This window comes from Pseudomonas sp. 3-2, from assembly GCF_019710535.1.
Classification (GTDB): domain Bacteria; phylum Pseudomonadota; class Gammaproteobacteria; order Pseudomonadales; family Pseudomonadaceae; genus Aquipseudomonas; species Aquipseudomonas pharyngis.
On the sequence record NZ_CP081200.1, the window covers coordinates 1,090,144 to 1,112,518 of the forward strand.

Consider the following 22,375-nt stretch of genomic DNA (forward strand, 5'->3'; position numbering starts at 1 on the left):
ATGCTGATCGGCCATCCTCCCGAGCACCGCGACGACGAACCCCACGGCGCCCGTGCGCATTTTCTTCAGGTGTTCCTGTCCCAGCGTTCGCAGATGGAAGCGCTGGTGAGCCGGCGCGTCGGTTGCCGGGCGACGGCAGCGGATCTGGTGCAGGATCTGTTTCTGCGTTTCTGGCGTCGGCCGCTGGTGCAGGTCGAAGAGCTCAGCACTTATCTGTTGCGCTGCGCCGGCAATATCGCCATCGATCATTTGCGCAGCGAAGGCGCGCGGGTGCGGGTCAACGAAGGCTGGCAACCGGACGAGCCGGACAGCAGCGCCAGCGAACCGCAGGCGGCGCTCGAAGCGGGCAACGATTTGCGCCATGTCGAAGCGGCGTTGCGCGCGCTGCCCGAGCGCACGCGGCAGATCTTTTTGCTCAATCGCATCCACGGGCGCAAGTACGCCGAGATCGCCAAGGCCATGGGCCTGTCCCAAAGCGCTGTGGAAAAACATATGATGCGCGCCCTCGAGGCCTGCAAGGCCAGCCTGCGCGAACCCGCGCCACGCACGCCAGGGAAAGCACCGTGAACAACTCCGACCGCGTCATCCCGACGCCCGCGCAGGAACAGGCCGCTTTTGCCTGGTTGAGCCTGTTGCACGACCGCCCCAGCACCGGCGATCAACTGACCTTCAGTCAATGGCTGCACGCTGACCCGGCCCACGCCGAGGCCTACGCCCAGGCGCAGGTGATTTGGGAATTGAGCGAAGGGCCGGCGCGCACCTTGGCCGACGAAGACGCGCTGGCGTTGCAGGGTTTGCTCAATGCGATGGATCGACCGCGCCGTCCGCAGGTCCGGCGTTGGGCCGGCGCGCTGGCCATGGCGGCCTGCCTGTTGTTGATGATCAGCCTCGGCAGCGGCTGGCAGCCGCAGCGCTGGATCGATGATCTGGGCGCTGATTACGTGTCGGCACCGGGCGAGATTCGCACCGTGACCTTGGCCGATCAGTCGCAGGTCACGCTGGATGCGGACAGTGCCATCGCCGTGGATTTCAGTCACGGCGAGCGGCATGTGCAATTGCGCCGAGGGGCCGGATTTTTCAGCGTGACTCACACGGGGGATCCCTTTGTGGTCGAGGCCGAAAAGGGCCAGGCGCGGGTGCTCGGCACTCAGTTCGAAGTGCGCCTGCAACCTCAACGAGCCCAGGTGACGGTGCTGTCCGGACGCGTCGGCGTGACGGCGTCCCGTGACGGCCAACAGCAGATTCTCACCGCCGGTCAGCAAGTGGCATACGGCGCAGGCACCGCAGAAAAACTGCACGCCGTGGACAGCGAAGCGCAACTGGCGTGGCGCCAGGGCTGGCTGACTTACTACAAGTCGACACTGGCCGATGTGGTGCAGGATCTGCGGCGCTATTACCCCGGACGGATCGTGTTGCTCAATGACGAACTGGGCGCGCGCAAGGTCAGCGGCAGCTTTCCCAGCAAGGACCCGCAAGCCGTGCTGAATTCGCTGCAAGGGGTTCTGGGATTCGAGCAGCATCAAGTGTTGGGCAAGCTGATCATCCTGCGCTGAAAATATTTTCAACTTTGTGGTGAGGTAAACCCGACCGCCATCCGTGTAGTGACTGAAACTGCGAGTCATTCGCATCCGTTGCGGTTCTACACAGGTCATGAGCAATGAAGTCCAGGGCAAAATCGGGTTCGGTCAAACAGTGGTTGGGCGTTTCAGCCTTGAGTTTTTCGGCATTGGCCCTGTTGCCGCTGAGCGTGGCGCTGGCCGCTGAATCCGTCAGCAGCCAGCCGCAAAAGCAATTCAGTTTTTCCCTGGCTGCCAAGCCGTTGCCTCAGGCCCTGAGTGATTTCAGTCGTGTCACCGGGCAGAGCGTGGTCTATACCGATGAAGCGCCATATGGTCTGACCGCTCCGGCGATCAACGGCCAGATGAGTGCCGAACAGGCGCTGCAACGTCTGCTCACCGGCTCCGGCCTGGCCTTCCGCCGCACCGACAGCCATACCCTGGCGCTCGAACCGCAACCGACCGCAGGCGCGTTGAACCTCGGCGCGACGAACATCACCTCGGTGGTCGACCAGCCGATGAGCTACCAGCCACCGGAAACCAGTTCGGTGATGCGCTCTTCCGCTTCGCTTCAGGAAATCCCGCAGACCGTCAACGTGATTGCGGCCCAGGTCATTCGTGATCAGGCACCGCGCAATCTCGATGATGCACTGGCCAACGTCAGCGGCATCACCCAGGGCAACACCTTGGGCAGCACCCAGGATTCGGTGATGACCCGCGGTTTCGGCGACAACCGCAACGGCTCGATCATGCGAGACGGCATGCCGGTGGTGCAGGGCCGTGGCATGAACGCCACCGTGGATCGCGTCGAGGTGCTCAAGGGCCCGGCCTCGCTGCTCTACGGGATTCAGGACCCGGGCGGCGTGGTCAACATGGTCAGCAAGAAGCCCGAACTGACCCAGTACAACGCGCTGACCCTGCGCGGCTCGACCTACGGCGACGGCAAGAATGGCAGCGGCGGTTCCTTCGACAGCACCGGTGCGCTGGGGGATTCCGGCCTCGCGTATCGCATGGTGCTGGATCACGAAGACGAAGATTACTGGCGCAATTTCGGCACCCACCGCGAAACCCTGATCGCACCGTCGCTGGCCTGGTACGGCGAGCGCACCAAGCTGTTGTTCGCTTACGAGCACCGTGAATTCCTGACCCCGTTTGATCGTGGAACCCTGATCGATCCACGCACCAACCATCCGCTGGATATCTCGCGCAACGAGCGGCTCGACGAGAAATTCAACGACATGGAAGGGCGCTCGGATCTCTATCACTTCGAGGCCGATCACGAACTCAACGACGACTGGAAAGCCCATTTCGGCTACAGCTGGAACCGCGAAACCTACGACGCCAGCCAGGTCCGCGTAACCGCGATCGACACCAAAAAAGGCACCCTGACCCGCAGCATGGACGGCACCCAGGGCGCGATCAGCACCGACCGCTTCACCACGGCCAGCCTCGAAGGCAAGGTCAATGTGCTGGGCATGCAGCATGATCTGGTGTTCGGCGTCGACGACGAGTACCGCAAGATCTACCGCGCCGACCTGATCCGCCAGAAAAGCCTGAGCACCTTCAGTTACGTCAACCCGGTCTACGGCCGCGAAGTTGAAGGCACCACCGTCAGCCCGGCGGACAGTGCGCAAACCGATCTGCTGCGCAGCGACTCGGTGTTCCTGCAGGACTCCATCCACCTCAACGACCAGTGGATTCTGGTGGCCGGCGGGCGCTTCCAGGAGTACGACCAGTACGCCGGCAAAGGCGTGCCGTTCAAGGCCAACACCGACAGCAACGGCCAGAAGTGGGTGCCGCGCGCGGGTCTGGTGTATCGCTATACCGACGCGTTGTCGTTCTACGGCAGCTACACCGAATCGTTCAAACCCAACTCGACCATCGCGCCGCTGAGCGGCAGCAGCACCGTGCTCGACGGCAGCATTGCGCCGGAAGAGGCCAAGTCCTGGGAGCTGGGCGCACGTCTGGATATGCCGGGGCGCATCACCGGCAACATCGCCTTGTTCGACATCAAGAAACGCAACGTACTGGTGGCTAACTCCGAAGGCCCGACGACGATTTACAGCGCCGCCGGCGAAGTGCGTTCCCGGGGCCTGGAAGTGGACCTGACCGGCCAGCTCAGCGACCGCTGGAGCATGATCGGCAGCTACGCCTATACCGACGCCGAGGTTACGGAAGATCCGGACTACAAAGGCAACAGGCTGCAGAACGTGGCGAAAAATACCGGCTCGCTGTCGGCGGTCTACGACTTCGGCAGCGTGATCGGTGGTGATCAACTTCGGGTCGGCGCCGGCGCGCGCTATGTCGGTGAACGAGCGGGTAACGCGGTCAACGATTTCGATCTGCCGAGCTACACCGTGGCCGATGCGTTCGCCACGTACGACACCCGGGTCGAGGGGCAGAAGGTCAAGTTCCAGCTCAACGTGAAGAACCTGTTCGATCGCACCTACTACACCTCGGCGGCGAGCCGTTTCTTCGTGTCGATGGGCGATTCGCGGCAGATTTCGTTGTCGAGTACGCTGGAGTTCTGATCAGCGCAAAAACGCCTGGCGATACTCGCCGGGCGTTCCACCCAGCACCTGGCGAAAGCGGTTGGTGAAGTGGCTGGCACTGGCAAATCCGCACGCCAGGGCAATCTCCCCCAGCGGCAACGCCGTGCCCCGCAACAACTCCCGCGCCCGACTCAAACGCCGCGCCAGCACATACTGATGTGGCGGCAGTCCGAAGCTCACCCGGAACATCCGCGCGAAGTGGTATTCCGACAACGCACACAACCCCGCCAGTTGCCCGAGACTGATCGGCTCGGCCAGTTGGCTGTCGATGAACTCCACCAGTTGCCGGCGTTGATGCGGCGCCAGCCCGCCCTTGAGGCGCAAGCCGTGGCGTACGCCGACCTGGCTCAACAAGGTTTGGCTGATCAGTTCGTGGGCCAGGCTGCTGGTCAGCAGACGCTCGCCAGGCTCGTCCCAATTGAGAGTGAGTAACTGGCGAAACCGTCGGGCCTGTTGCGGATCTTCCAGAAAAGTCTGTTCGCGCAGCTGCATTTCCCGGGGCTCGCGATCCAGCAGCGTGACGCAACCCAAGGCAAATTGTTCGGCGCTGAAATACAGGTGGGCCAGGCGAATGTCGCCATTGATCACCCACCCCGACTCGTGGTCGGCTGGCAGGATGCACAACTTGTCCGGACTGCCTTTGTTTCCGGGGGCGCCACGGCGGAACGTGCCGGTGCCGCCAGCGATGTAGCAGGAGAGCGTGTGATGGCTCGGCGCGTCATAGTCGCGGGCGTCGTGGTGGTTGGTCCACAAGGCTGCGGACAGGCCGTCCCCCAGCTCGGCGCTGCGCACAAGGCATGCGTTGGGCGAGCTGTTCAAGGCTTGAAAGACTTGCAGGGTATCGATGGCGGCCATGGTCGGTTCTCTTCAACGCCTTGCATCCTACTCCGTAGATGTTGCGCTGCCAGCCTGCACGCCGACAAAAGCGCAAGTTTATGCAAGCGAGGGGTGAAGGCGCAGGCGGACACTGAAACCCAATCGAGGAGTGTCTGCCATGAACCTGTCGTTGTATTTGTTGACCGTGCTGATCTGGGGCACCACGTGGATAGCCTTGAAGTGGCAACTGGGCGTGGTGGCGATTCCGGTGTCGATCGTCTATCGCTTCGGTCTCGCGGCGCTGGTGTTGTTTGCGCTGTTGCTGCTCAGCCGTCGCCTGCAACCGATGAACCGGCGCGGGCATCTGATCTGTGTGGCGCAGGGCTTGTGCCTGTTCTGTGTCAATTTCATGTGTTTCCTGACCGCCAGCCAATGGATTCCCAGCGGTCTGGTGGCGGTGGTGTTTTCCACGGCAACGTTGTGGAACGCGCTGAATGCACGGGTGTTCTTCGGCCAGCGGATCGCGCGCAATGTATTGATGGGCGGGGCGCTGGGGCTGTCGGGCCTGGGCCTGTTGTTCTGGCCGGAGCTGGCCGGGCATCACGCCAGTCCGCAAACCCTGCTCGGCCTTGGCCTGGCGCTCTGCGGCACGCTGTGTTTCTCGGCGGGCAACATGCTCTCGAGCCTGCAACAGAAGGCCGGTCTCAAGCCGCTGACCACCAATGCCTGGGGCATGGCCTACGGTGCGGCGATGCTCTCGGTGTGGTGCTTGGTCAAGGGCATTCCATTCGAGATGGAGTGGACGTCGCGCTACATTGGCGCGCTTCTATATCTGGTTATTCCGGGATCGGTGATCGGCTTCACCGCCTACTTGACGTTGGTCGGCCGCATGGGCCCGGAGCGCGCCGCCTACTGCACGGTGCTGTTCCCGGTGGTGGCGCTGAATGTCTCGGCCTTCGCCGAAGGCTATCAATGGACGGCACCGGCATTGGCGGGGCTGGTATTGGTGATGCTGGGGAATGTGCTGGTGTTTCGAAAACCCGAAGTTGCGGTTGTGGCGAAGCATGGAAAGTTGGCCTGAGATTGATTGAATCTTGAGCGTTGATTATTCAACGCTCGTTTTTCAATGTTATGAAAATCAGTACCGGTAACATGAAATCGACAATGTGCCGTGCCCAGTCTTTCGCATTCCATACTTGTGAAGTGTCCATGTCGAACCATTCAACACCGATGGTTTGCAGGCAAACATAATAGGTGAAGATCGCAATCAGCAAGCCAATGATCGAGAACCTTTTTGCCTCGTGAAAGACAGCCGCGGACTCGTTGACTTTGCGGTAGAGATAATAAGTACCGAGCAGGCAATAAGCGGTTTAGATCGCTTCCGTGGTGATGATGAACCAATAGATCCGGTGGTGCATCATCGGCGATTCAATCGCCCTGTAACGTATGTTCTCGTTGATCTGTGTTGTATCCATGCTCAGGATGTGTCCGACGTACTCATAGTTTGCCGAGTAGTCGGTCACGTTTCCGTACATCACCAGTAGTCCAAAGAAGCTGATGTAAGCCATTAGGCAGACTTTGCTGTAACGGATTAATTGATCGGTATTGGAAATTCTCACGGTTACTATTCTCCGGTGTGTTTATCTTTGTATTGGATAAAGCCGGGAAAGTTTATAGCGGGATGGTTTATTTCGTTGGCGTGTTGATTTGCAAAGTATGTATTGGCTGAAAGTTGAACGGGCAAGCACTTTACAGTACTTGCCCGATTTGTTTATCCGCGCCAGACCTGCGGGTTCACCAGATCCTGCGGACGCTCGCCGAGCAGGGCACTGCGCAGGTTGGCCAAGGCACGATTGGCCATGGCTTCGCGGGTTTCGTGAGTGGCCGAGCCGATGTGCGGCAGGGTCACGGCGTTTTTCAGCTGAAACAGCGGTGATTCGGCCAGCGGTTCCTTCTCGTAAACGTCCAGACCGGCACCGCGAATCCAGTTGTTCTGCAATGCCTCGATCAATGCCGGCTCGTCGACGACCGGGCCACGGGAGATGTTCACCAGAATCGCATCCGGCTTCATCAGCGCCAGTTCGCGATGGCTGATCAGGTGGCGGGTCTTGTCGCTGAGCGGCACCACCAGACAAACGAAGTCGGCCTCGGCCAGCAGTTGGTCAAGGCTGCGAAATTGTGCACCGAGTTGCTGTTCGAGTTCGGTCTTGCGGCTGTTGCCGCTGTAGAGGATCGGCATGTTGAAGCCGAAGCGGCCGCGACGGGCGACGGCAGCGCCGATGTTGCCCATGCCGACGATGCCCAGGGTCTTGCCGTGCACGTCGCAACCGAACAGCGGTGCGCCGACGCTGGCCTGCCATTGGCCGGCCTTGGTCCAGGCGTCGAGTTCGGCGACGCGGCGGGCGCTGCTCATGATCAGCGCGAAGGCCAGGTCGGCGGTGCTTTCGGTGAGCACGTCAGGGGTGTTGGTGAGCATGATCCCGCGTTCGTTGAAATAGGCGAGGTCGTAGTTGTCGTAGCCGACGGAGACGCTGGAGACCACCTCGAGTTTGGCGGCGTTTTCCAGTTGGGCCTTGCCGAGTTTGCGACCGACGCCGATCAGGCCGTGGGCGTGGGGCAGGGCTTCGTTGAACTGGGCGTTGATGTCGCCGTTTTTCGGGTTGGGGACGATGACGTCGAACTCCTGTTGCAGGCGTTCGATCATGGGGGGGGTGATGCGGCTGAAGGCCAGGACTGTTTTTTTCATTGGCATTGGGCTCGGCTGTTCTGGGTTGCCAAGCAAGCTAACATTCTTCGCCAGGTTTGGCTTGTCCTTGGCGGCCTCTGGGCCGACCAGGTTCTTGGGGTTTTGGGTGAATATCCGTTGCTTAGGGGGTTGCTGCTGGCGGTTCCGCTCTTACAGCGGCTCACTTTTTCAAACGCCAAAAAGTAAGCAAAAGGCTTGGCCCCGGCGTTCGGCACCTCGCTTTGGCTCGGTGTTCCTTCGTTCCGGGATTAATCCGGGGGCATCGCCTACGGTTTGCTTCGCTGCACCTCCTCTCGATGCATGCGGCTGCGCCGCACGGTCGCTGCGCTCCCACCCCCGGATAAATCCCTCCACTCAGCCTGCCGATGGGGCCGGCACGTCAAGAGCGATACTTGAGCTAACGCTCATCGTTTTGAGTGGTGGGAAGCGAACAGCGAACAGCGAATGCGGGTTGGCTTGATCGTTCCCACGCTCCGCGTGGGAATGCAGCCCGGGACGCTCTGCGTCCCATCCGAGCTGCCAGCGAATGCAGTTGTCGCTGGCAGGTCGGTTTGGTCAGAGCGGTTTAGTTGTGTGTGGGATGACGTTGTACTTCGACGTTATCCAGCACGCGGTTCACGGCGAGTTCGGCGAGCATGATGACTTGTTGAATGCCCAGAATCCGGTGTCGCTGTGGTGAGTCGACATAGGCTGCCACGTCACTGGCCATGACGCTGGCCGAGGCCAGGGATTCGCAGGCGTGGGCCAGCAGGCTTTCGTCGTCCATGTCCGGTGAAATCTGGAACATTTCGCTCGGTTTGCGGCCGGGGCATTTTTTCGGGGGAGGGTTCAGGTAGTGGTCGAGCGCGCGTTCGGCGGCGTCGTGGAGTTTGTTTGAATCGGCGGATTCGTAGGGCGAGGTGTCGTTGGTTTCAGGGGGATTCGGCGTTGGTTTCTTCATGGAAACATTACTCGATGGCTTGTTGGGTTGAAGCTGCCAGCTTTCGTTTTCCAGGCGAGAGGGTGGCAGCTGTGCACGGACTGGAAAAACCGGTCAAACCATCCAAACCCGGCAGGCCCAAGGGCCTCCCGCGCACAGCCGCCATAACATTGCGATTCAAAAAGCGCCGCAGTATGCCATGAGCATTGATGGTAGAAATCGAGTTTTCCAGACCCGGCCGCTGATGCGTCAGCGACCCCCAAAAGCCTATCCACCTCGTTTCCGAGGGACAACCGACGCGACTTGTCGGAAACGTCCCCCCAAATCACCCCGTCTGTAGGACGGTAAACTCAGTTCGCGAGCCTGGCTCCACCCAGACTCCCACTCATCTCATAAGCCGCCAGTTCCGCCTGATGCCCCGCCAATATCTCCGGCAGCGAACCACGCAGGTACTCGACCCAGGTCTTGATCTTCGCATCCAGATACTGCCGGGACGGGTAGATCGCGTACAGGTTCAGTTCCTGCGAGCGGTAGTTCGGCATCACCCGCACCAACGAGCCGTTGCGCAAGCCTTCAATCGCGGCGTACACCGGCAACACGCCGACGCCCATCCCACTGGTGATCGCGCTTTTCATCGCGTCGGCGGAGTTCACCAGGAAAGGGGAGCTGTTGATAGTGACCACTTCCTGACCGTCCGGGCCGTCGAAGGCCCATTTTTCCAGGGGGATCACCGGGCTCACCAGGCGCAGGCAGGCGTGGTTCAGCAGGTCGCTGGGTTTCTGTGCGCAGCCGTTGGCTTTCACATAGGCCGGCGAGGCGCAGACGATGCTGTAGGTGATGCCCAGGCGTTGCGAGACGAAGCCCGAGTCCGGCAGTTCGCGAGCGAGGACGATGGACACGTCGTAGCCTTCGTCGAGCAGGTCCGGCACGCGGTTGGCCATGGTCAGGTCGAAGGTCACGTCCGGGTGGGTCTTGCGGTAGCGGGCGATGGCGTCGATCACGAAGTGCTGGCCGATGCCGGTCATGGTGTGCACTTTCAATTGTCCGGCCGGGCGGGCGTGGGCTTCGCTGGCTTCGGCTTCGGCCTCTTCGACGTAGGCGAGGATCTGCTCGCAGCGCAGCAGGTAGCGCTTGCCGGCTTCGGTGAGCGCGATGCGGCGGGTCGTGCGATTGAGCAGGCGGGTTTGCAGGTGGGCCTCAAGGTTGGAGACCGCGCGCGAGACGTTGGCGGTGGTGGTATCGAGCTGCACGGCGGCGGCGGTGAAGCTGCCGGCTTCGGCCACACAACTGAAGGCGCGCATGTTTTGCAAAGTGTCCATGGGGTGCTCTCAAGGGAGATGGCAAATTGTGACACGAAGTTTCAGGGTCTGAGACCCCCGACCAAGGGATTATCTCGTTAACGGTAACAAAGATTCACAGGAATCCCAGCTTATCGCCGTTATTGCGCCCCCCTAGAATTGCGCCCACCTCGAAACATCCCCCACCTCAGGAATTCGCAGCAGTGCCGCGTCGCATCAACAGAGCGCTTTTGCCGCTCAGTGTTCTGGCTCTTTCGTTAGGTCTCGGCGGCTGCATTGGAACCGGAGGAATTGCCCCACAGGGCAAGGCTCTGGAGGCTAATGAACTGGCCACCGACGAGGCCATCGCCCACGCCGCCCGTGACGCAAACTGGCCCACCGCCCAATGGTGGCAAGCCTACGGTGACCCGCAACTCAGCCATTGGATCGACCTCGCCGTGCAGGGCAGCCCGACCCTGGCCATGGCCGCCGCGCGCGTGCGTCAGGCCCGGTCCATGGCCGGTGTCGCCGAGGCCGCCGAGTCGTTGCAGATCAATGGCGAGTCGACCCTCAAGCGCCACAACTGGCCGACCGATCAGTTCTACGGCCCCGGTGAGCTGGCCAACAGCACCACCTGGGACAACAACGCCGCGCTGGGTTTCAGTTACGCCCTCGACCTCTGGGGGCGTGAAAGCAACAGCACCGAGCGTGCGGTGGATCTGGCGCACATGAGCGCGGCCGAGGCGCGTCAGGCGCAGCTCGAATTGCAGAACAACATCGTGCGCGCCTACATCGAGCTGTCGCTGCATTACGCCCAGCGCGATATCGTGGCGGCGACGCTCAAACAGCAACAGCAGATTCTCGAGCTGGCGCAGAAACGCCTGGACGGCGGGATCGGCACCCACTTCGAAGTCAGCCAGGCCGAAACCCCGCTGCCGGAAACCCATCGGCAACTGGATGCGCTGGACGAAGAAATTGCCCTGAGCCGCAACCAGATCGCCGCACTGGCCGGCAAAGGGCCGGGCGCCGGGACGCAATTGCAGCGGCCGACCCTGTCCCTTGGCGCGGCGCTCAAACTGCCGTCGGCACTGCCCGCCGAACTGCTCGGCCAGCGTCCGGACGTGGTCGCCAGTCGCTGGCAAGTGGCGGCGCAGGCGCGCGGAATCGATGTCGCGCATGCCGGGTTCTACCCCAACGTCGATCTGGTCGGCAGCCTCGGCTACATGGCCACCGGCGGCGGGGCGCTGGAGTTCCTGACCGGCAAGAAGCTCAACTACAACGTCGGCCCGGCGATCTCGCTGCCGATCTTTGACGGCGGGCGACTGCGTGCGGAGCTCGGCGAAGCGTCGGCGGGTTATGACATCGCCGTCGCGCATTACAACCAGACCCTGGTCAATGCGCTGAAGAACATCTCGGATCAGTTGATTCGCCGCGAGTCGATGGACAAGCAGCAGACATTCGCCGCCGAATCCGTGGCCACGGCGCAGAAGACCTACGACATCGCGATGATCGCCTACCAGCGGGGGCTCACCGATTACCTCAACGTGCTCAATGCGCAGACCTTGCTGTTCAAACAACAGCAGGTTCAGCAGCAAGTGCAGGCGGCGCGGTTGAGTGCGCATGCGGAACTGGTGACGGCATTGGGCGGTGGCCTTGGCGCGGGTAAAGACGTGCCGACGGCACAACAAACCCAGGCACCGAAAACCCCGGCCCTCCTGCGTTGAACACACAACCCCTGTGGGAGCGGGCTTGCTCGCGAAGAGGGGGTGTCAGGCAGCCCATGTGTTGTCTGACACAGCGCATTCGCGAGCAAGCCCGCTCCCACAGTTTCTCCGGTGCGACTGAATTTTTGAGCACGACCAAATGACTCCCTTGCCCGCACCTTTACGCTGGCTCTACTCCCTGGAATGGCGCCGGGGCTTATTCGACTGGGCGCGCAGCGACGGCGTGACCTGGGTCTACATCTTCAAGGTGTTGATCGCCGCATTCCTCACCCTGTGGCTGGCGATGCGTCTGGAACTGCCGCAACCGCGCACGGCGATGATCACCGTGTTCATCGTCATGCAGCCGCAGAGCGGCCAGGTGTTCGCCAAGAGTTTCTACCGTTTTCTCGGCACCCTGGCCGGGTCGGCGATGATGGTCACGCTGATTTCGCTGTTCGCCCAGAACACCGAACTGTTCCTCGGCTCGCTGGCGATCTGGGTCGGCATCTGCTCGGCCGGCGCCGCCCGTTGCCGTAACTTCCGCGCCTACGGTTTCGTGCTGGCCGGCTACACGGCGGCGATGGTCGGCCTGCCGGCGCTGGCCCATCCTGACGGTGCATTCATGGCGGCGGTGTGGCGGGTGCTGGAAATCTCGCTGGGGATTCTCTGCTCGACCCTGGTCAGCGCCGCGATCCTGCCGCAGACCGCCAGTGCCGCGATGCGCAACGCCTTGTATCAGCGCTTCGGTGTGTTCGCCCTGTTCGTCACCGACGGCCTGCGCGGGCGCAGCAAACCGGAGGCGTTCGAGGCCAGCAACGTGCGCTTCATCGCCGAAGCGGTGGGGCTGGAAGGGCTGCGCAGTGTGACCGTGTTCGAAGACCCGCACATGCGTCGGCGCAACGGTCGGCTCAGTCGCCTGAACAGCGAGTTCATGGGCATCACCACCCGTTTCAACGCCTTGCATCAGTTGCTCGAACGCCTGCGCCGCAACGGTGCCGATCACGTGGAAGCGGCGATCAAACCGGGCCTGCAGGACTTGGCCGAAGTGCTCGACGGCTTCAGCGGCCGCGCCCTGACCAGCCCGGATGCGGCGCGTCTGGTGCTGGCGCTGGCGGCGTACAAGGAAGGCTTGCCGGCGCGGGTGCGCAGCCTGCGGGCGATCTTCCAGGAGAGTGAACCGAGCGACGCCGAGCAGCTGGATTTCCACACCGCATATGAGTTGCTCTATCGCTTCGTCGATGACTTGCACAGTTATGCACAGACCCACGCCTCGCTCGCCGATCACCGCCACGAACGCGAGCGCTGGGACGAGCCGTTCACCCCGCAAACCAGTTGGTGGGCTGCAGCGGCTTCGGGGATTCGTGCGTCATTCATCCTGATCGTGCTCGGCAGTTACTGGGTCGCCACTGCGTGGCCGAGCGGCGCGACCATGACCCTGATCGCCGCGGCCACCGTGGGTCTGTCCGCCGCCACACCGAATCCGAAACGCATGGCGTTCCAGATGGCCTGCGGCACGTTCCTCGGGGCGTTGATCGGCTTCGTCGAGATGTTTTTCATCTTCCCGTGGATCGACGGTTTCCCACTGTTGTGCGTGATGCTCGCCCCGGTGATCGTGCTCGGTTCGTTCCTCGCTTCGCGGCCGCAATACGCCGGCGTCGGCCTCGGTCTGCTGATCTTTTTCAGCACCGGTTCGGTGCCGGACAACCTGACGATCTACAACCCCTACACCTTCATCAACGACTACATCGCCATGGTCATGGGCATGCTGGTCTGCGCAGCGGCGGGCGCGATCATTCTGCCGCCGAACAGCCGCTGGTTGTGGCAGCGCTTGGAACAGGATCTGCGCGGGCAAGTGGTGTACGCGATCAGCGGCAAGCTCAAAGGCCTGGCGTCGAGTTTCGAAAGCCGTACCCGCGACCTGATGCATCAGGCCTATGGGCTGGCGGCCGGTCAGCCGCAGGTGCAGAAAAACCTGCTGCGCTGGATGTTCGTGGTGCTGGAAGTCGGCCACGCGATCATCGAGTTGCGCAAGGAACAGGCGATCCTGCCGGTGCACCCGGCGTATGCCGAATCCCAGCCGTGGCGCCAGGCAATCCGGGTCATGGGGCGCTCGCTGGTGCGGCTGTTCCTGCAGCCGAATTCGAGCAATCTGGAGCGCGCACTGGTCGCGGTCGATCACGCGATCAGCCGTGTCGCCGCCACCGATGAGCCGTTCGCCCCGCACTTCGATACCTCGGCGCTGCGGCGGGTGAAAAGCTATCTGCACTTCATCCGCACCTCGTTGCTCGACCCGCAATCGCCCCTTGCTGCCTACGCCATCGCCAAGCCCGAAGGACTTGCCCATGCCTCGTGAAATCGCCTTCCACGGCGTGTACATGCCGACCATGACCCTGATGTTTTTCGTCGCTGCGGCACTGGCCTGGGCGCTGGACCGGTTTCTGTCGGGGTTCGATCTGTACCGCTTCTTCTGGCACCCGGCGCTGCTGCGCCTGAGCCTGTTTACCTGTCTGTTCGGCGCGATGGCGCTGACTGTCTACCGTTGAGAACGCTCTGATGAAAAAGTTTTTCAGCCTGCTCGCGACCCTACTGGTGCTGGCCCTGGCGCTGTGGATCGGCCGCACGTTGTGGGAGCACTACATGAACACCCCGTGGACCCGCGACGGCCGGGTGCGCGCCGACATCATCAACGTCGCCGCCGACGTCACCGGTGAAGTGGTCGACGTGCCGGTACGCGACAACCAATTGGTGAAGAAAGGTGATCTGCTGATGCAGATCGACCCCGAGCACTACCGCCTGGCGGTGAAACAGGCGCAGTCCCTGGTGGCTTCGCGCAAGGCCACGTGGGAGATGCGCAAGGTCAACGCCCATCGCCGCGCCGACCTCGACAACCTGGTGATCTCCAAGGAAAACCGCGACGACGCCAGCAACATCGCCGACTCGGCGCTGGCCGATTACCAACAGGCCCAGGCACAGCTGGAAGCCGCCGAACTCAACCTCAAACGCACAGAAGTGCGGGCGGCGGTGGACGGCTACGTGACCAACCTCAACGTCCATCGCGGCGACTACGCGCGCATCGGCGAAGCGAAAATGGCCGTGGTCGACATGAACTCGTTCTGGGTCTACGGCTTCTTCGAAGAAACCAAACTGCCTCACGTGCGCGTTGGCGACAAAGCCGACATGCAGCTGATGAGCGGCGAAGTCCTCAAGGGCCACGTGGAAAGTATTTCCCGTGGCATCTACGACCGCGACAACCCGGAAAGCCGCGAGCTGATCGCCGATGTGAACCCGACCTTCAACTGGGTGCGCCTGGCGCAACGGGTGCCGGTGCGGATTCACATCGATGAAGTGCCGGAGGGTGTGCTGCTGGCGGCGGGGATCACTTGCACCGTGGTGGTGAAGCAGGACGCAGTAGATAACTGACAGACCGCGTTGTAGCCATTTGCGAGCAGGCTCGCTCCCACAGATATCACGGCGTCCAGGTATCCTGAGTACGCCACGATACCTGTGGGAGCGGGCTTGCCCGCGATGCAGGCGACTCGGTCTTACGAGGGAATACTCAGCTTCTATTCGCTGCAAAACGTCTCGTGCAGATGCCGCCAGATCACCCGTCCGGATTCGGTTTTTTCAAACACCACGGTCGAGCGCCGATCCGTGTGCAACCCGCCTGCATCGGTCTGCTGTTCGCGGTAACTCACCGTCGCACCCCCTTCATGCAAGGCAATCCCCGTAAGTTCGCCGAGTTCGATGCGGAACCCGCTCTTCTTCCCGCCCGCCATTTGAAACAACGCACGCAAGGCTTCGGAATCCAGCACGAGTCCCAGTGGCGTCACCATGGAGAACCGTGGCGAAAAACGCGTCAGCAATCGCTCCAGCGCTGCCTCGTCTTCTTCCACCGCAAACCATCGCTCGATGGCCTCATGGGCCTGGATCACTTCGTCAAAATAGTCGGTGTAGTCAGTCATGTGGATTTTTCCTGAAGGTGAGGTGCGCGCAGAAGGCTGAGCACTGTCGTCGAGTCGAAACGCAGCACGGCGGCCATCGGCAACAGGGTGAGCAGCGCGGCGGCGAGAAAGCAGTATTGGAAACCGTGGGTACCCAAGGCGCCCAGCAAAGAGCTGAGCAGCGCCGCGCCGAGGCAGAACCCGAGCTGCCGATTGATGTTCCACAGGGCGCTGGAGTGGCCCATTTTCTCCGGCGTGATGCCGACGAACGCCAGGGTCTGCGCAGTCACGCTGCACAGGCTGCCGCCCAATCCCATCAGGGCGTAGGCGAGGATCAACGGGCCGCTTGCAGGTCGGTCGATCTGCATCAGCACGACGATGCCCAGGGATTGCAGCAGCATGCCGGCGATCAGCAACGGCTTGGGGCCGGTCCGGTTGAAACAGCGTTTGCCCAGCATGATCGCCACACCCGAGGCCGCCGCCCAGGCCAGCATCAGCGCCCCGGTTTGTGCTGCGCCGAAACCGAGATCGTGCAGGTACAACACGGCAATCATATTGGTGCCGGTAAAGATGCCGGGCACGCACAGGTAGATCAGCATCGCCAGACGCAATGACGGGTTCTTGATCAGTTGCAGATCAAGCACCGCACCCGGTTTGTTCCAGCCATCGCGCAGGTAGATGCACACCGTCATGACGCTGAGCAGCAGGACACCACCCGCGAGATGGCGGGTGGCCGGGGCGCTCGCCAGACTGACGGCGATCAGCAACAGACACAGCGCGGACGCCGCCAGCAGCAGGCCGCGTACGTCCAGTGTCGGGCGTTCACTCGCAGCCTGATCCGCTTTCAACCAGCGCAGGCCCAGACCGAAAGCGAAAAGCGCCACCGGCAGGTTCAGGTAGAAAATCCAGCGCCACGACAACGCCTCGACGATCAGACCACCCGCCGCCGGCGACAGCGCCGGCACCATCAGCGCCACGAGCAAAACCACCCCCGTGAAGTGCGCACGTTGTGTCGCCGGAAACTCTCGATAGGCCAGCGCCTGGCCCACCGGCAGCAGCAATCCACCACCCAGCCCTTGCAGCAGTCGCCAACCGATCAGGCTTTCAATCGAACCGGCCTGAGCGATGAGCCCGGAGGCGACCCCGAACAGCAGCAGCGAACCGAGAATCAGCCGCCGCTCGCCGACCCGTGCAGCCAGCCACACACTCATCGGAATGATCAGCGTCAGCCCGAGCATGTAGGCGTTGGTGATCCAGGCCAGTTGCGTCACCGAAGCGTGCAACTGCGCGGCGATGTCCGGGTAGGCAATGCTGGCGGCGAACATGTTCAGCAGGTCGAGGGCGAACCCCAACAGATACACCAGCGCGACTTTCGAGCGATAGGCCATGGCAGCTTCCCTGTGATGAGGCGTGCAGGGTAGGGCGCTGGCGGCGATAGAAATACGCTGGTTTGGCTGCTAGTTTGTCAAAATTATTTTGACAGGGAGCGCTGCGAACATGGTCAGCCTGGATCGATTCGATACTTTCAAGGCCGTGGTCGAGGCGGGCTCGCTGACCGCTGCCGCCGATACGCTGGGGCAGACGCGGGCGGTGGTGAGCTTCAACCTCAAGCGGCTGGAAGAAGAGTTGGGCGTCACCCTGCTCACCCGCAACACCCGGCAATTGGCTCTGACTGATGCCGGCGAACGTTTTTATCGTCGTTGCCTGCGTACGCTGGACGAAGCGCGGCTGGCGATCGAAGAAGCACGTTCGGAACACTCGCAACTCAAGGGCACGCTGCGCATCACCACGACCGTGGAGTTCGCGCTGGCTCAGGTGGTGCCGGCGCTGGAGGTGTTTCGACAGCAGCAGCCGCAACTGAATATTCACCTGTCCACGTCCTCAACCCACGCCGATCTGATCTCCGAACGGTTTGACATGGCGATCCGCCTGGGCCGCATGCACGACTCCAATCTGCGGGCCGTGCAGTTGTCGACGTTCGAGGTGTTTGCCGTCGCGGCGCCGGGGCTGGTCGAGCGATTTGTGCCGGTCGATACGCTGGCGGTGCTGGAGTCGATGCCGACGCTGGGGCATGGGCGAGTGCCGGAAATGACGGTCAGCGACCCCGCCGGCACCGAGCATATCTATCAGCCAAAACCGGGAACCACCGCCATCGTCGCGGACAACTCCGCGACTCTGCGTGCCTTTGCACTGACCGGGCAAGGCGTGGCGATTCTGCCGCAGTGGCTGATTCAGGAACACCTGGATGCCGGGCGATTACAGCGTTTGCTGCCGGATTACCGCTTCGCCCAGCAAGGGGTTTACGCGCTGTACCCGGACACCCGGCACCTGCCACTGAAGGTGCGGGCGTTCATTGATTTCATGAAAGGCTGGGGCTGAGTGTTGGCTGGCCTGGCTTCTTCGCGAGCAAGCCCGCTCCCACATTTGGAATGCATTCCCCTGTGGGAGCGGGCTTGCTCGCGAAAGCGTCAACTCGGTCTCAGAGCTTTGCGCGCAAGCCGAACCGCTTCATCAACGTCGATTCCAGCAAGCCTTTCGGCAGCAACGTCGCGAGCAACGGCAACGCCCGGCTGCCATTGCCGATGCGGATCAGGCGTGGCGGTTTGCTCTGCTGCACAGCCTTGAGCAACTCCGCAGCAAAGTCGCTGGCCGGCGTTGGTTTGTCCTGCGAAGCCTTGGCCCGCGCCCGTATACCTTCGCGCAACGGAAACCACGGCGATTGTTCGTTAATCAGTTGTTCTGCCTCATGCCCGGCATTCTTGGCGAAGCTCGATTGAATCGCCCCCGGCTGCACTTCCATGACGCGAATCCCGAACGGCGCCAGCTCCATGCGCAATGCATCGCTCAGCGCGTGCACCGCCGCTTTAGACGCGCAATAGGCGCCGGCAAATGGCGTGACCAAAACCCCGGAAACACTGCCGACATTCACCACCAGGCCCTTGGCCCGGCGCAGCACCGGGAACAGTGCACGGGTTACGCCGACAATCGAGAACACGTTGGTCTCGAACTGGCGCTGCATGGCCGCCACACCGCCGTCGAGCAGCGGCCCCATGGCGCCGTAACCGGCATTGTTGATCAGCACGTCGAGGCCGCCGTGTTGCTGGTTGATCCGCTCGGCGAGTTGTTCCAGCGCTGCGTTGTCATTGACGTCGAGCTGCACGGCCGTGAACCCGGCCGCGCTGAGCGCCGCGACATCTTCAGCCTTGCGGGCACTGGCCCAGACCTCGTAGCCGGCGCCTTTGAATGCATCGGCGAGGGCGCGGCCGATGCCGCTGGAACAACCGGTAATCAACGCAACGGGCATGGCGCATTCCTTGTGCAAAACAGTGGGAGAGGGGATCAGTCGGAGAAACTACCCTGCAATCGCTCGGCGCGAAACTCCAGGGTTTGCGGGCGATAACCAGGACGCAACGGCGGCATCGGCAAGCAGTCTTCCCAGTTACCGCCGGGCTGCAATTCGCCGGGGCCGCGATAGCGCGGGGCGGCGTATTGATTGTCGGCCAGGTTCACGGTGTCGCCCGGCGCATACGCGGCAATGCGCCAGCGCAGTTCGGTCAGCGGCACGTCGTTACCATTGTTCAACTTGAGCAGCAGCGGACGGTCGGCGGGGCAGTGTTCGGGGGCATAGACAATGCGCAGTTCAAGGCGCGCCAGTTGCTTGACCTCGCGGTTGTCCAGCCACACCACCCACATCGCCACCAGCCCCAGGCCCACAGCGGCGGCCATCGACACCGGCAGGGCCTTGGCCGGGTAGCGCAACAGCAGGATCAGCCAGGTGATGACCAGCAAGACGCCGATGAACATGTTCGAACACTCCTTGAACTTGTGCCTGCCATCCTACCGAAGGGGCGCGGGAATGGACATTCGCGGATTGAGTAGGGTGCCGTCGGTCGGGACTGTAATTTCTGACAGTAGTCGGACGAGTGTCGCGCATGCTCAGCTATCCGAGGCAAGAAATGCCGGTCACGCGGGGAGCGCGCTCCATGAGTGTGCACATCAATACGCCGAGGATGTCTGTGGTCGACCCGCGCGGCCTGGTGGTGCGCACGGTCGACTATTGTCGAGACATCGAGAACGGACCGGTCGAGTCCCGGATCAACCGCACCCTGCATGACTCTGCGGGGCGTTCGCTGAAACAGTGGGACCCGCGACTTTGGCTGTCGCAAGCCGACGACCCGCTGACGCCGGCCAATCTGATGCAGGTGTTTGCTCTAGACGCCACGGTGATTCGCTCGGACAGCGTCGATGCCGGTACGCAAATCGAACTGAAGGGACTCGCTGCACAAACGATGTTCAGTTGGGACAGCCGTCAGACGCGGCGCGAGATCGAGCACGACAATTTGCTGCGCCCCGTCGCGATATTCGAAGAAGGAACAGGCGTGCCTCGGCGTTGTGTCGAGCGCCTGACCTACGGTCATCCCGGCAGCGGGGACCCGTCGCGCAACCAGTTCGGTCAGCTGATCCGCCATGACCATCCGGCCGGCAGCGTACTGTTCAACGCGTTTGCAATCAGCGGTGCATGCACCGAGGACACCCGGCACTTCACGCTGGATCCGCTGACACCCGACTGGCCGGAGCAGGAGGCGGAGCGTGCGCGGCTGCTGGAGCCAGGCGCCGGTGAGCTGTCGCGGTGGCGCCATGGTGCATTGGGGGATGTGCTGGAACAGACGGATGCCCGAGACAACCGGCATACATTCGAGCTGACCGTTGATGGCCGTTTGCGCGAACGCCGCCTTCAGTTGAAGGGGGAGCGTGAGCAGATCCTGGTCACTGACATTCGTTACAACGCGCAAGGCAATGTCACGCAGCAAACTGCCGGCAACGGTGTGCACACCACCCGGACCTATCGTCCCGAGGACGATCGTCTGTTGTGCCTGCGGACCGAAGACGCCCGCGGTCTCGTGCTGCAACACCTGATTTATGGATACGACAGGATGGGCAATGTCCTGCGGATTGAAGACAAGGCAATGCCGATCCGTTACTTCGCCAACCAGTGCATAGAGCCGGTCAGTTGCCTGGTCTACGACAGTCTTTACCAATTGATCATGGCGTTCGGGTGGGAAGCCGGGCGTGCCAGTCAGGGCCCGCAATCGATGGGCCGCGTCGATCCGGCGGCGGTCAGCAAGTTTCAGCAGGATTACAAATATGATTGGAGCGGCAACCTGCTCAAGCTGATTCATGTCGGACCACAAAGCCACGGACGCAAACTGCAACCGGCGAGCTACAGCAACCGCAGTCTGCCATACGAAGTCACGCCGCCTACCGATGCACAAATCAAAGCTGCATACGATCGAAGAGGCAACTTGCTGCAGCTGGAACCGGGGCGGATGTTGAGCTGGAACCTGCGTAATCAACTGCAATTGGTCAGCCCGGTCGAGCGTGCTTCCGGTATCAATGACAACGAGACCTATCTCTACGATGGCAGCAGTCAGCGGGTACGCAAGATCCGCTCCTTGTTAACCAATGCCCGAACCCTGGTTGCCGATGTGCGCTATTTGCCTGAACTGGAATTGCGCACCGACAACGGCACCGGCGAACGGCTACAGGTCATCGTCGCCGGCGGTGTCCGGGTACTGCATTGGGAGAGCTCGCCGTCCTCGGGCATCAACAATCAGTATCGATACCAGCATGTCGATCACCTGGGCTCGGTCAGTCTGGAAACCGCCGATGACGGTACGATGATCAGTCGCGAAAAGTTTCACCCTTTCGGTACCAGCGCCTGGCAGGACGGCGAATTCAGCTACAAATACATCCGTTACTCGGGCAAGGAGCGTGATGCGACCGGGCTCGACTACTTTGGTCTGCGCTACTACATCCCGTGGTTGCAGCATTGGTTGAATCCGGACCCCAAAGGCATGATCGACGGGCTCAATCTGTACTGTATGGTCGCCAATTCACCGGTCACATTTTTCGACAGCGACGGTGGAGGCAAAACCGAAGCCGCTGAATTGAACAATAGTGTGGACAAACAGCAGGCCTTGTTGTCAGCAGTCTCATCGGCCGCTGCGAACACCCGCAACTCCATCATGAATCACCTGTATGCCCGTCAACGTTTTCAGGCGCTGGGCAGGCGCATCATCACGCAGTTGGGCAGTTCCGCATTCAGCGCCGGCGCCAGCGCGGCAGGCTCCGCAGCAGGGGGCGCCATTGGCGGGTTGTTGGGTCCGGGTGGTGCGAAATTGGGTGCCGCTGCCGGGGAAAAGGCTGCGTCAATGGCAGCAGACCGCCTTGTGTCTAAAGTGGTGGACGCCTATCAACTGGATCGCGCGATCAATTTCAAAGGCAATGAAATGAATCCCAAGGCTTTCATCGAAAGCGTCGAGCCGAAAAAGAGACCGGGCCTGGCAACGCTGGGATTCGAGCTCGCGGCATCGGATCCACGTACACCCGAAGGACGCGCCCGGCTCACCAGAGTGGTGGTCGATAAAGCGATTGACAAGGTGGGTGGCGAGCTGGGTTCGGAGGTGCCGGGCCTTATAAGAACGGGGATTGAGTTTTACCATGCCTCGCAAGGATTGGATGCAGCGACACTGAGTGAAGCCTACGAACAAACGCCAGTGGTGATCGACATGCTGGAATTCAGAATGCAGGCGATCAAGGACGAACTGGCGGTATCCAATGATGCAACGGCGGAGGTCTTCGAAAAGGTTTCCGAGTTGTCGGCGCAAACTCCGGTCGTTGTTCACGCGCTGAACCGGAATCAGGACTTCATCGAGCTTGTTGCACCGACGCCCTATGCCGGCAAGCGGCAGTCGCTCAAACGAGGGGCACTGGCGAAGTCTCACGCACCCCGGCAGCATTCGTCTGCCTGAATTGAAAAAGCCCCCGCCCAACCCGCTGCGGATAGGGGACGCAGCGGGCTGGA

The 22,375-nt window shown here is 61.8% G+C and carries 18 protein-coding genes and 1 pseudogene; 10 read left to right on the plus strand and 9 right to left on the minus strand.

Annotated features, from left to right (window positions below; translation table 11 throughout):
• The 3 genes from K3819_RS04810 (at position 1) to K3819_RS04820 (ending at position 4,087) form a co-directional block, all read left to right on the plus strand.
• Positions 1–567: an RNA polymerase sigma factor gene (locus tag K3819_RS04810; protein ID WP_085611387.1), complete on the plus strand. Its 567-nt coding sequence runs from the start codon at positions 1–3 to the stop codon at positions 565–567.
• The gene (locus tag K3819_RS04815; protein ID WP_085611388.1) at positions 564–1,553 is read left to right on the plus strand and encodes a FecR family protein; all 990 of its coding nucleotides are present in this window, start codon (positions 564–566) and stop codon (positions 1,551–1,553) included. The genes K3819_RS04810 and K3819_RS04815 overlap by 4 nt, the downstream gene beginning before the upstream one ends.
• 104 nt (positions 1,554–1,657) lie before the next feature.
• Positions 1,658–4,087 carry a TonB-dependent receptor gene (locus K3819_RS04820; protein WP_221398745.1) on the plus strand — a complete coding sequence of 810 codons (2,430 nt, stop codon included), beginning with the start codon at positions 1,658–1,660 and terminating at the stop codon, positions 4,085–4,087.
• On the opposite strand, the gene K3819_RS04825 is transcribed toward K3819_RS04820, so the two are convergent.
• Positions 4,088–4,963 carry a helix-turn-helix domain-containing protein gene (locus K3819_RS04825; protein WP_064593498.1) on the minus strand — a complete coding sequence of 292 codons (876 nt, stop codon included), beginning with the start codon at positions 4,961–4,963 and terminating at the stop codon, positions 4,088–4,090. It abuts the gene before it with no gap.
• Between the two features lie 139 nt (positions 4,964–5,102).
• Here K3819_RS04825 and K3819_RS04830 point away from each other — a divergent pair, with 139 nt between their 5' ends.
• A complete protein-coding gene (locus tag K3819_RS04830) occupies positions 5,103–6,005 on the plus strand; it encodes a DMT family transporter (RefSeq protein WP_064593500.1) in 903 nt (300 codons plus the stop codon).
• A gap of 28 nt (positions 6,006–6,033) precedes the next feature.
• Here the strand turns inward: K3819_RS04830 and K3819_RS04835 are convergent.
• The 4 genes and pseudogenes from K3819_RS04835 to K3819_RS04850 form a co-directional block, all read right to left on the minus strand.
• Positions 6,034–6,492 (minus strand): annotated as a pseudogene (locus tag K3819_RS04835) (DUF2165 family protein).
• A gap of 203 nt (positions 6,493–6,695) precedes the next feature.
• Positions 6,696–7,670: a D-glycerate dehydrogenase gene (locus tag K3819_RS04840; RefSeq protein WP_085611390.1), complete on the minus strand. Its 975-nt coding sequence runs from the start codon at positions 7,668–7,670 to the stop codon at positions 6,696–6,698.
• A 565-nt stretch (positions 7,671–8,235) separates the two neighbouring features.
• The gene (locus tag K3819_RS04845) at positions 8,236–8,610 is read right to left on the minus strand and encodes a DUF6124 family protein (RefSeq protein WP_221398746.1); all 375 of its coding nucleotides are present in this window, start codon (positions 8,608–8,610) and stop codon (positions 8,236–8,238) included.
• A gap of 329 nt (positions 8,611–8,939) precedes the next feature.
• Positions 8,940–9,908, minus strand: coding sequence for a LysR family transcriptional regulator (locus K3819_RS04850; RefSeq protein ID WP_039769420.1), 969 nt, complete (start codon positions 9,906–9,908; stop codon positions 8,940–8,942).
• Between the two features lie 182 nt (positions 9,909–10,090).
• On the opposite strand from K3819_RS04850, the gene K3819_RS04855 reads away from it, so the two are divergent.
• From K3819_RS04855 to K3819_RS04870, 4 genes are all read left to right on the plus strand, one after another.
• Positions 10,091–11,590, plus strand: a complete 1,500-nt coding sequence (locus K3819_RS04855; protein ID WP_085611392.1) for an efflux transporter outer membrane subunit — start codon at positions 10,091–10,093, stop codon at positions 11,588–11,590.
• Between the two features lie 139 nt (positions 11,591–11,729).
• The gene (locus K3819_RS04860) at positions 11,730–13,922 is read left to right on the plus strand and encodes an FUSC family protein (protein WP_221398747.1); all 2,193 of its coding nucleotides are present in this window, start codon (positions 11,730–11,732) and stop codon (positions 13,920–13,922) included.
• On the plus strand, positions 13,912–14,112 hold the full coding sequence (locus tag K3819_RS04865) for a DUF1656 domain-containing protein (RefSeq protein ID WP_003221811.1): 201 nt from the start codon (positions 13,912–13,914) through the stop codon (positions 14,110–14,112). The genes K3819_RS04860 and K3819_RS04865 overlap by 11 nt, the downstream gene beginning before the upstream one ends.
• 10 nt (positions 14,113–14,122) lie before the next feature.
• Positions 14,123–14,989 (plus strand): HlyD family secretion protein, encoded by an 867-nt coding sequence (locus tag K3819_RS04870; RefSeq protein WP_085611394.1) that lies wholly within the window; start codon positions 14,123–14,125, stop codon positions 14,987–14,989.
• Positions 14,990–15,132: 143 nt separating this feature from the next.
• Here K3819_RS04870 and K3819_RS04875 read toward each other — a convergent pair whose 3' ends face one another.
• Complete coding sequence (locus tag K3819_RS04875; RefSeq protein ID WP_221398748.1) at positions 15,133–15,531, minus strand: DUF4440 domain-containing protein; 399 nt, start codon at positions 15,529–15,531, stop codon at positions 15,133–15,135.
• On the minus strand, positions 15,528–16,898 hold the full coding sequence (locus K3819_RS04880) for an MFS transporter (RefSeq protein WP_221398749.1): 1,371 nt from the start codon (positions 16,896–16,898) through the stop codon (positions 15,528–15,530). Before K3819_RS04880 ends, K3819_RS04875 begins: the two co-directional genes overlap by 4 nt.
• A 109-nt stretch (positions 16,899–17,007) precedes the next feature.
• Here K3819_RS04880 and K3819_RS04885 point away from each other — a divergent pair, with 109 nt between their 5' ends.
• Entirely contained in the window at positions 17,008–17,889 is an 882-nt protein-coding gene (locus tag K3819_RS04885; protein WP_221398750.1) for a LysR family transcriptional regulator, read from the plus strand.
• Positions 17,890–17,989: 100 nt separating this feature from the next.
• On the opposite strand, the gene K3819_RS04890 is transcribed toward K3819_RS04885, so the two are convergent.
• Positions 17,990–18,814: an SDR family oxidoreductase gene (locus K3819_RS04890; protein WP_064593520.1), complete on the minus strand. Its 825-nt coding sequence runs from the start codon at positions 18,812–18,814 to the stop codon at positions 17,990–17,992.
• 35 nt (positions 18,815–18,849) lie between these two features.
• Positions 18,850–19,314 (minus strand): hypothetical protein, encoded by a 465-nt coding sequence (locus K3819_RS04895; protein WP_039769436.1) that lies wholly within the window; start codon positions 19,312–19,314, stop codon positions 18,850–18,852.
• Between the two features lie 179 nt (positions 19,315–19,493).
• On the opposite strand from K3819_RS04895, the gene K3819_RS04900 reads away from it, so the two are divergent.
• A complete protein-coding gene (locus tag K3819_RS04900) occupies positions 19,494–22,322 on the plus strand; it encodes an RHS repeat domain-containing protein (protein ID WP_221398751.1) in 2,829 nt (942 codons plus the stop codon).
• Positions 22,323–22,375 lie beyond the last annotated feature (53 nt).

Excerpts from the sequence above, each read along its gene's own strand:
- K3819_RS04860 (WP_221398747.1), top strand. The coding sequence starts at position 11,730 with ATGACTCCCTTGCCCGCACCTTTACGCTGGCTCTACTCCCTGGAATGG.
- K3819_RS04845 (WP_221398746.1), bottom strand. The coding sequence starts at position 8,610 with ATGAAGAAACCAACGCCGAATCCCCCTGAAACCAACGACACCTCGCCC.
- K3819_RS04880 (WP_221398749.1), bottom strand. The coding sequence starts at position 16,898 with ATGGCCTATCGCTCGAAAGTCGCGCTGGTGTATCTGTTGGGGTTCGCC.
- K3819_RS04900 (WP_221398751.1), top strand. The coding sequence starts at position 19,494 with ATGAGTGTGCACATCAATACGCCGAGGATGTCTGTGGTCGACCCGCGC.
- K3819_RS04885 (WP_221398750.1), top strand. The coding sequence starts at position 17,008 with ATGGTCAGCCTGGATCGATTCGATACTTTCAAGGCCGTGGTCGAGGCG.
- K3819_RS04850 (WP_039769420.1), bottom strand. The coding sequence starts at position 9,908 with ATGGACACTTTGCAAAACATGCGCGCCTTCAGTTGTGTGGCCGAAGCC.
- K3819_RS04840 (WP_085611390.1), bottom strand. The coding sequence starts at position 7,670 with ATGAAAAAAACAGTCCTGGCCTTCAGCCGCATCACCCCCCCCATGATC.
- K3819_RS04870 (WP_085611394.1), top strand. The coding sequence starts at position 14,123 with ATGAAAAAGTTTTTCAGCCTGCTCGCGACCCTACTGGTGCTGGCCCTG.
- K3819_RS04875 (WP_221398748.1), bottom strand. The coding sequence starts at position 15,531 with ATGACTGACTACACCGACTATTTTGACGAAGTGATCCAGGCCCATGAG.
- K3819_RS04820 (WP_221398745.1), top strand. The coding sequence starts at position 1,658 with ATGAAGTCCAGGGCAAAATCGGGTTCGGTCAAACAGTGGTTGGGCGTT.
- K3819_RS04810 (WP_085611387.1), top strand. The coding sequence starts at position 1 with ATGCTGATCGGCCATCCTCCCGAGCACCGCGACGACGAACCCCACGGC.
- K3819_RS04825 (WP_064593498.1), bottom strand. The coding sequence starts at position 4,963 with ATGGCCGCCATCGATACCCTGCAAGTCTTTCAAGCCTTGAACAGCTCG.
- K3819_RS04865 (WP_003221811.1), top strand. The coding sequence starts at position 13,912 with ATGCCTCGTGAAATCGCCTTCCACGGCGTGTACATGCCGACCATGACC.
- K3819_RS04830 (WP_064593500.1), top strand. The coding sequence starts at position 5,103 with ATGAACCTGTCGTTGTATTTGTTGACCGTGCTGATCTGGGGCACCACG.
- K3819_RS04890 (WP_064593520.1), bottom strand. The coding sequence starts at position 18,814 with ATGCCCGTTGCGTTGATTACCGGTTGTTCCAGCGGCATCGGCCGCGCC.
- K3819_RS04895 (WP_039769436.1), bottom strand. The coding sequence starts at position 19,314 with ATGTTCATCGGCGTCTTGCTGGTCATCACCTGGCTGATCCTGCTGTTG.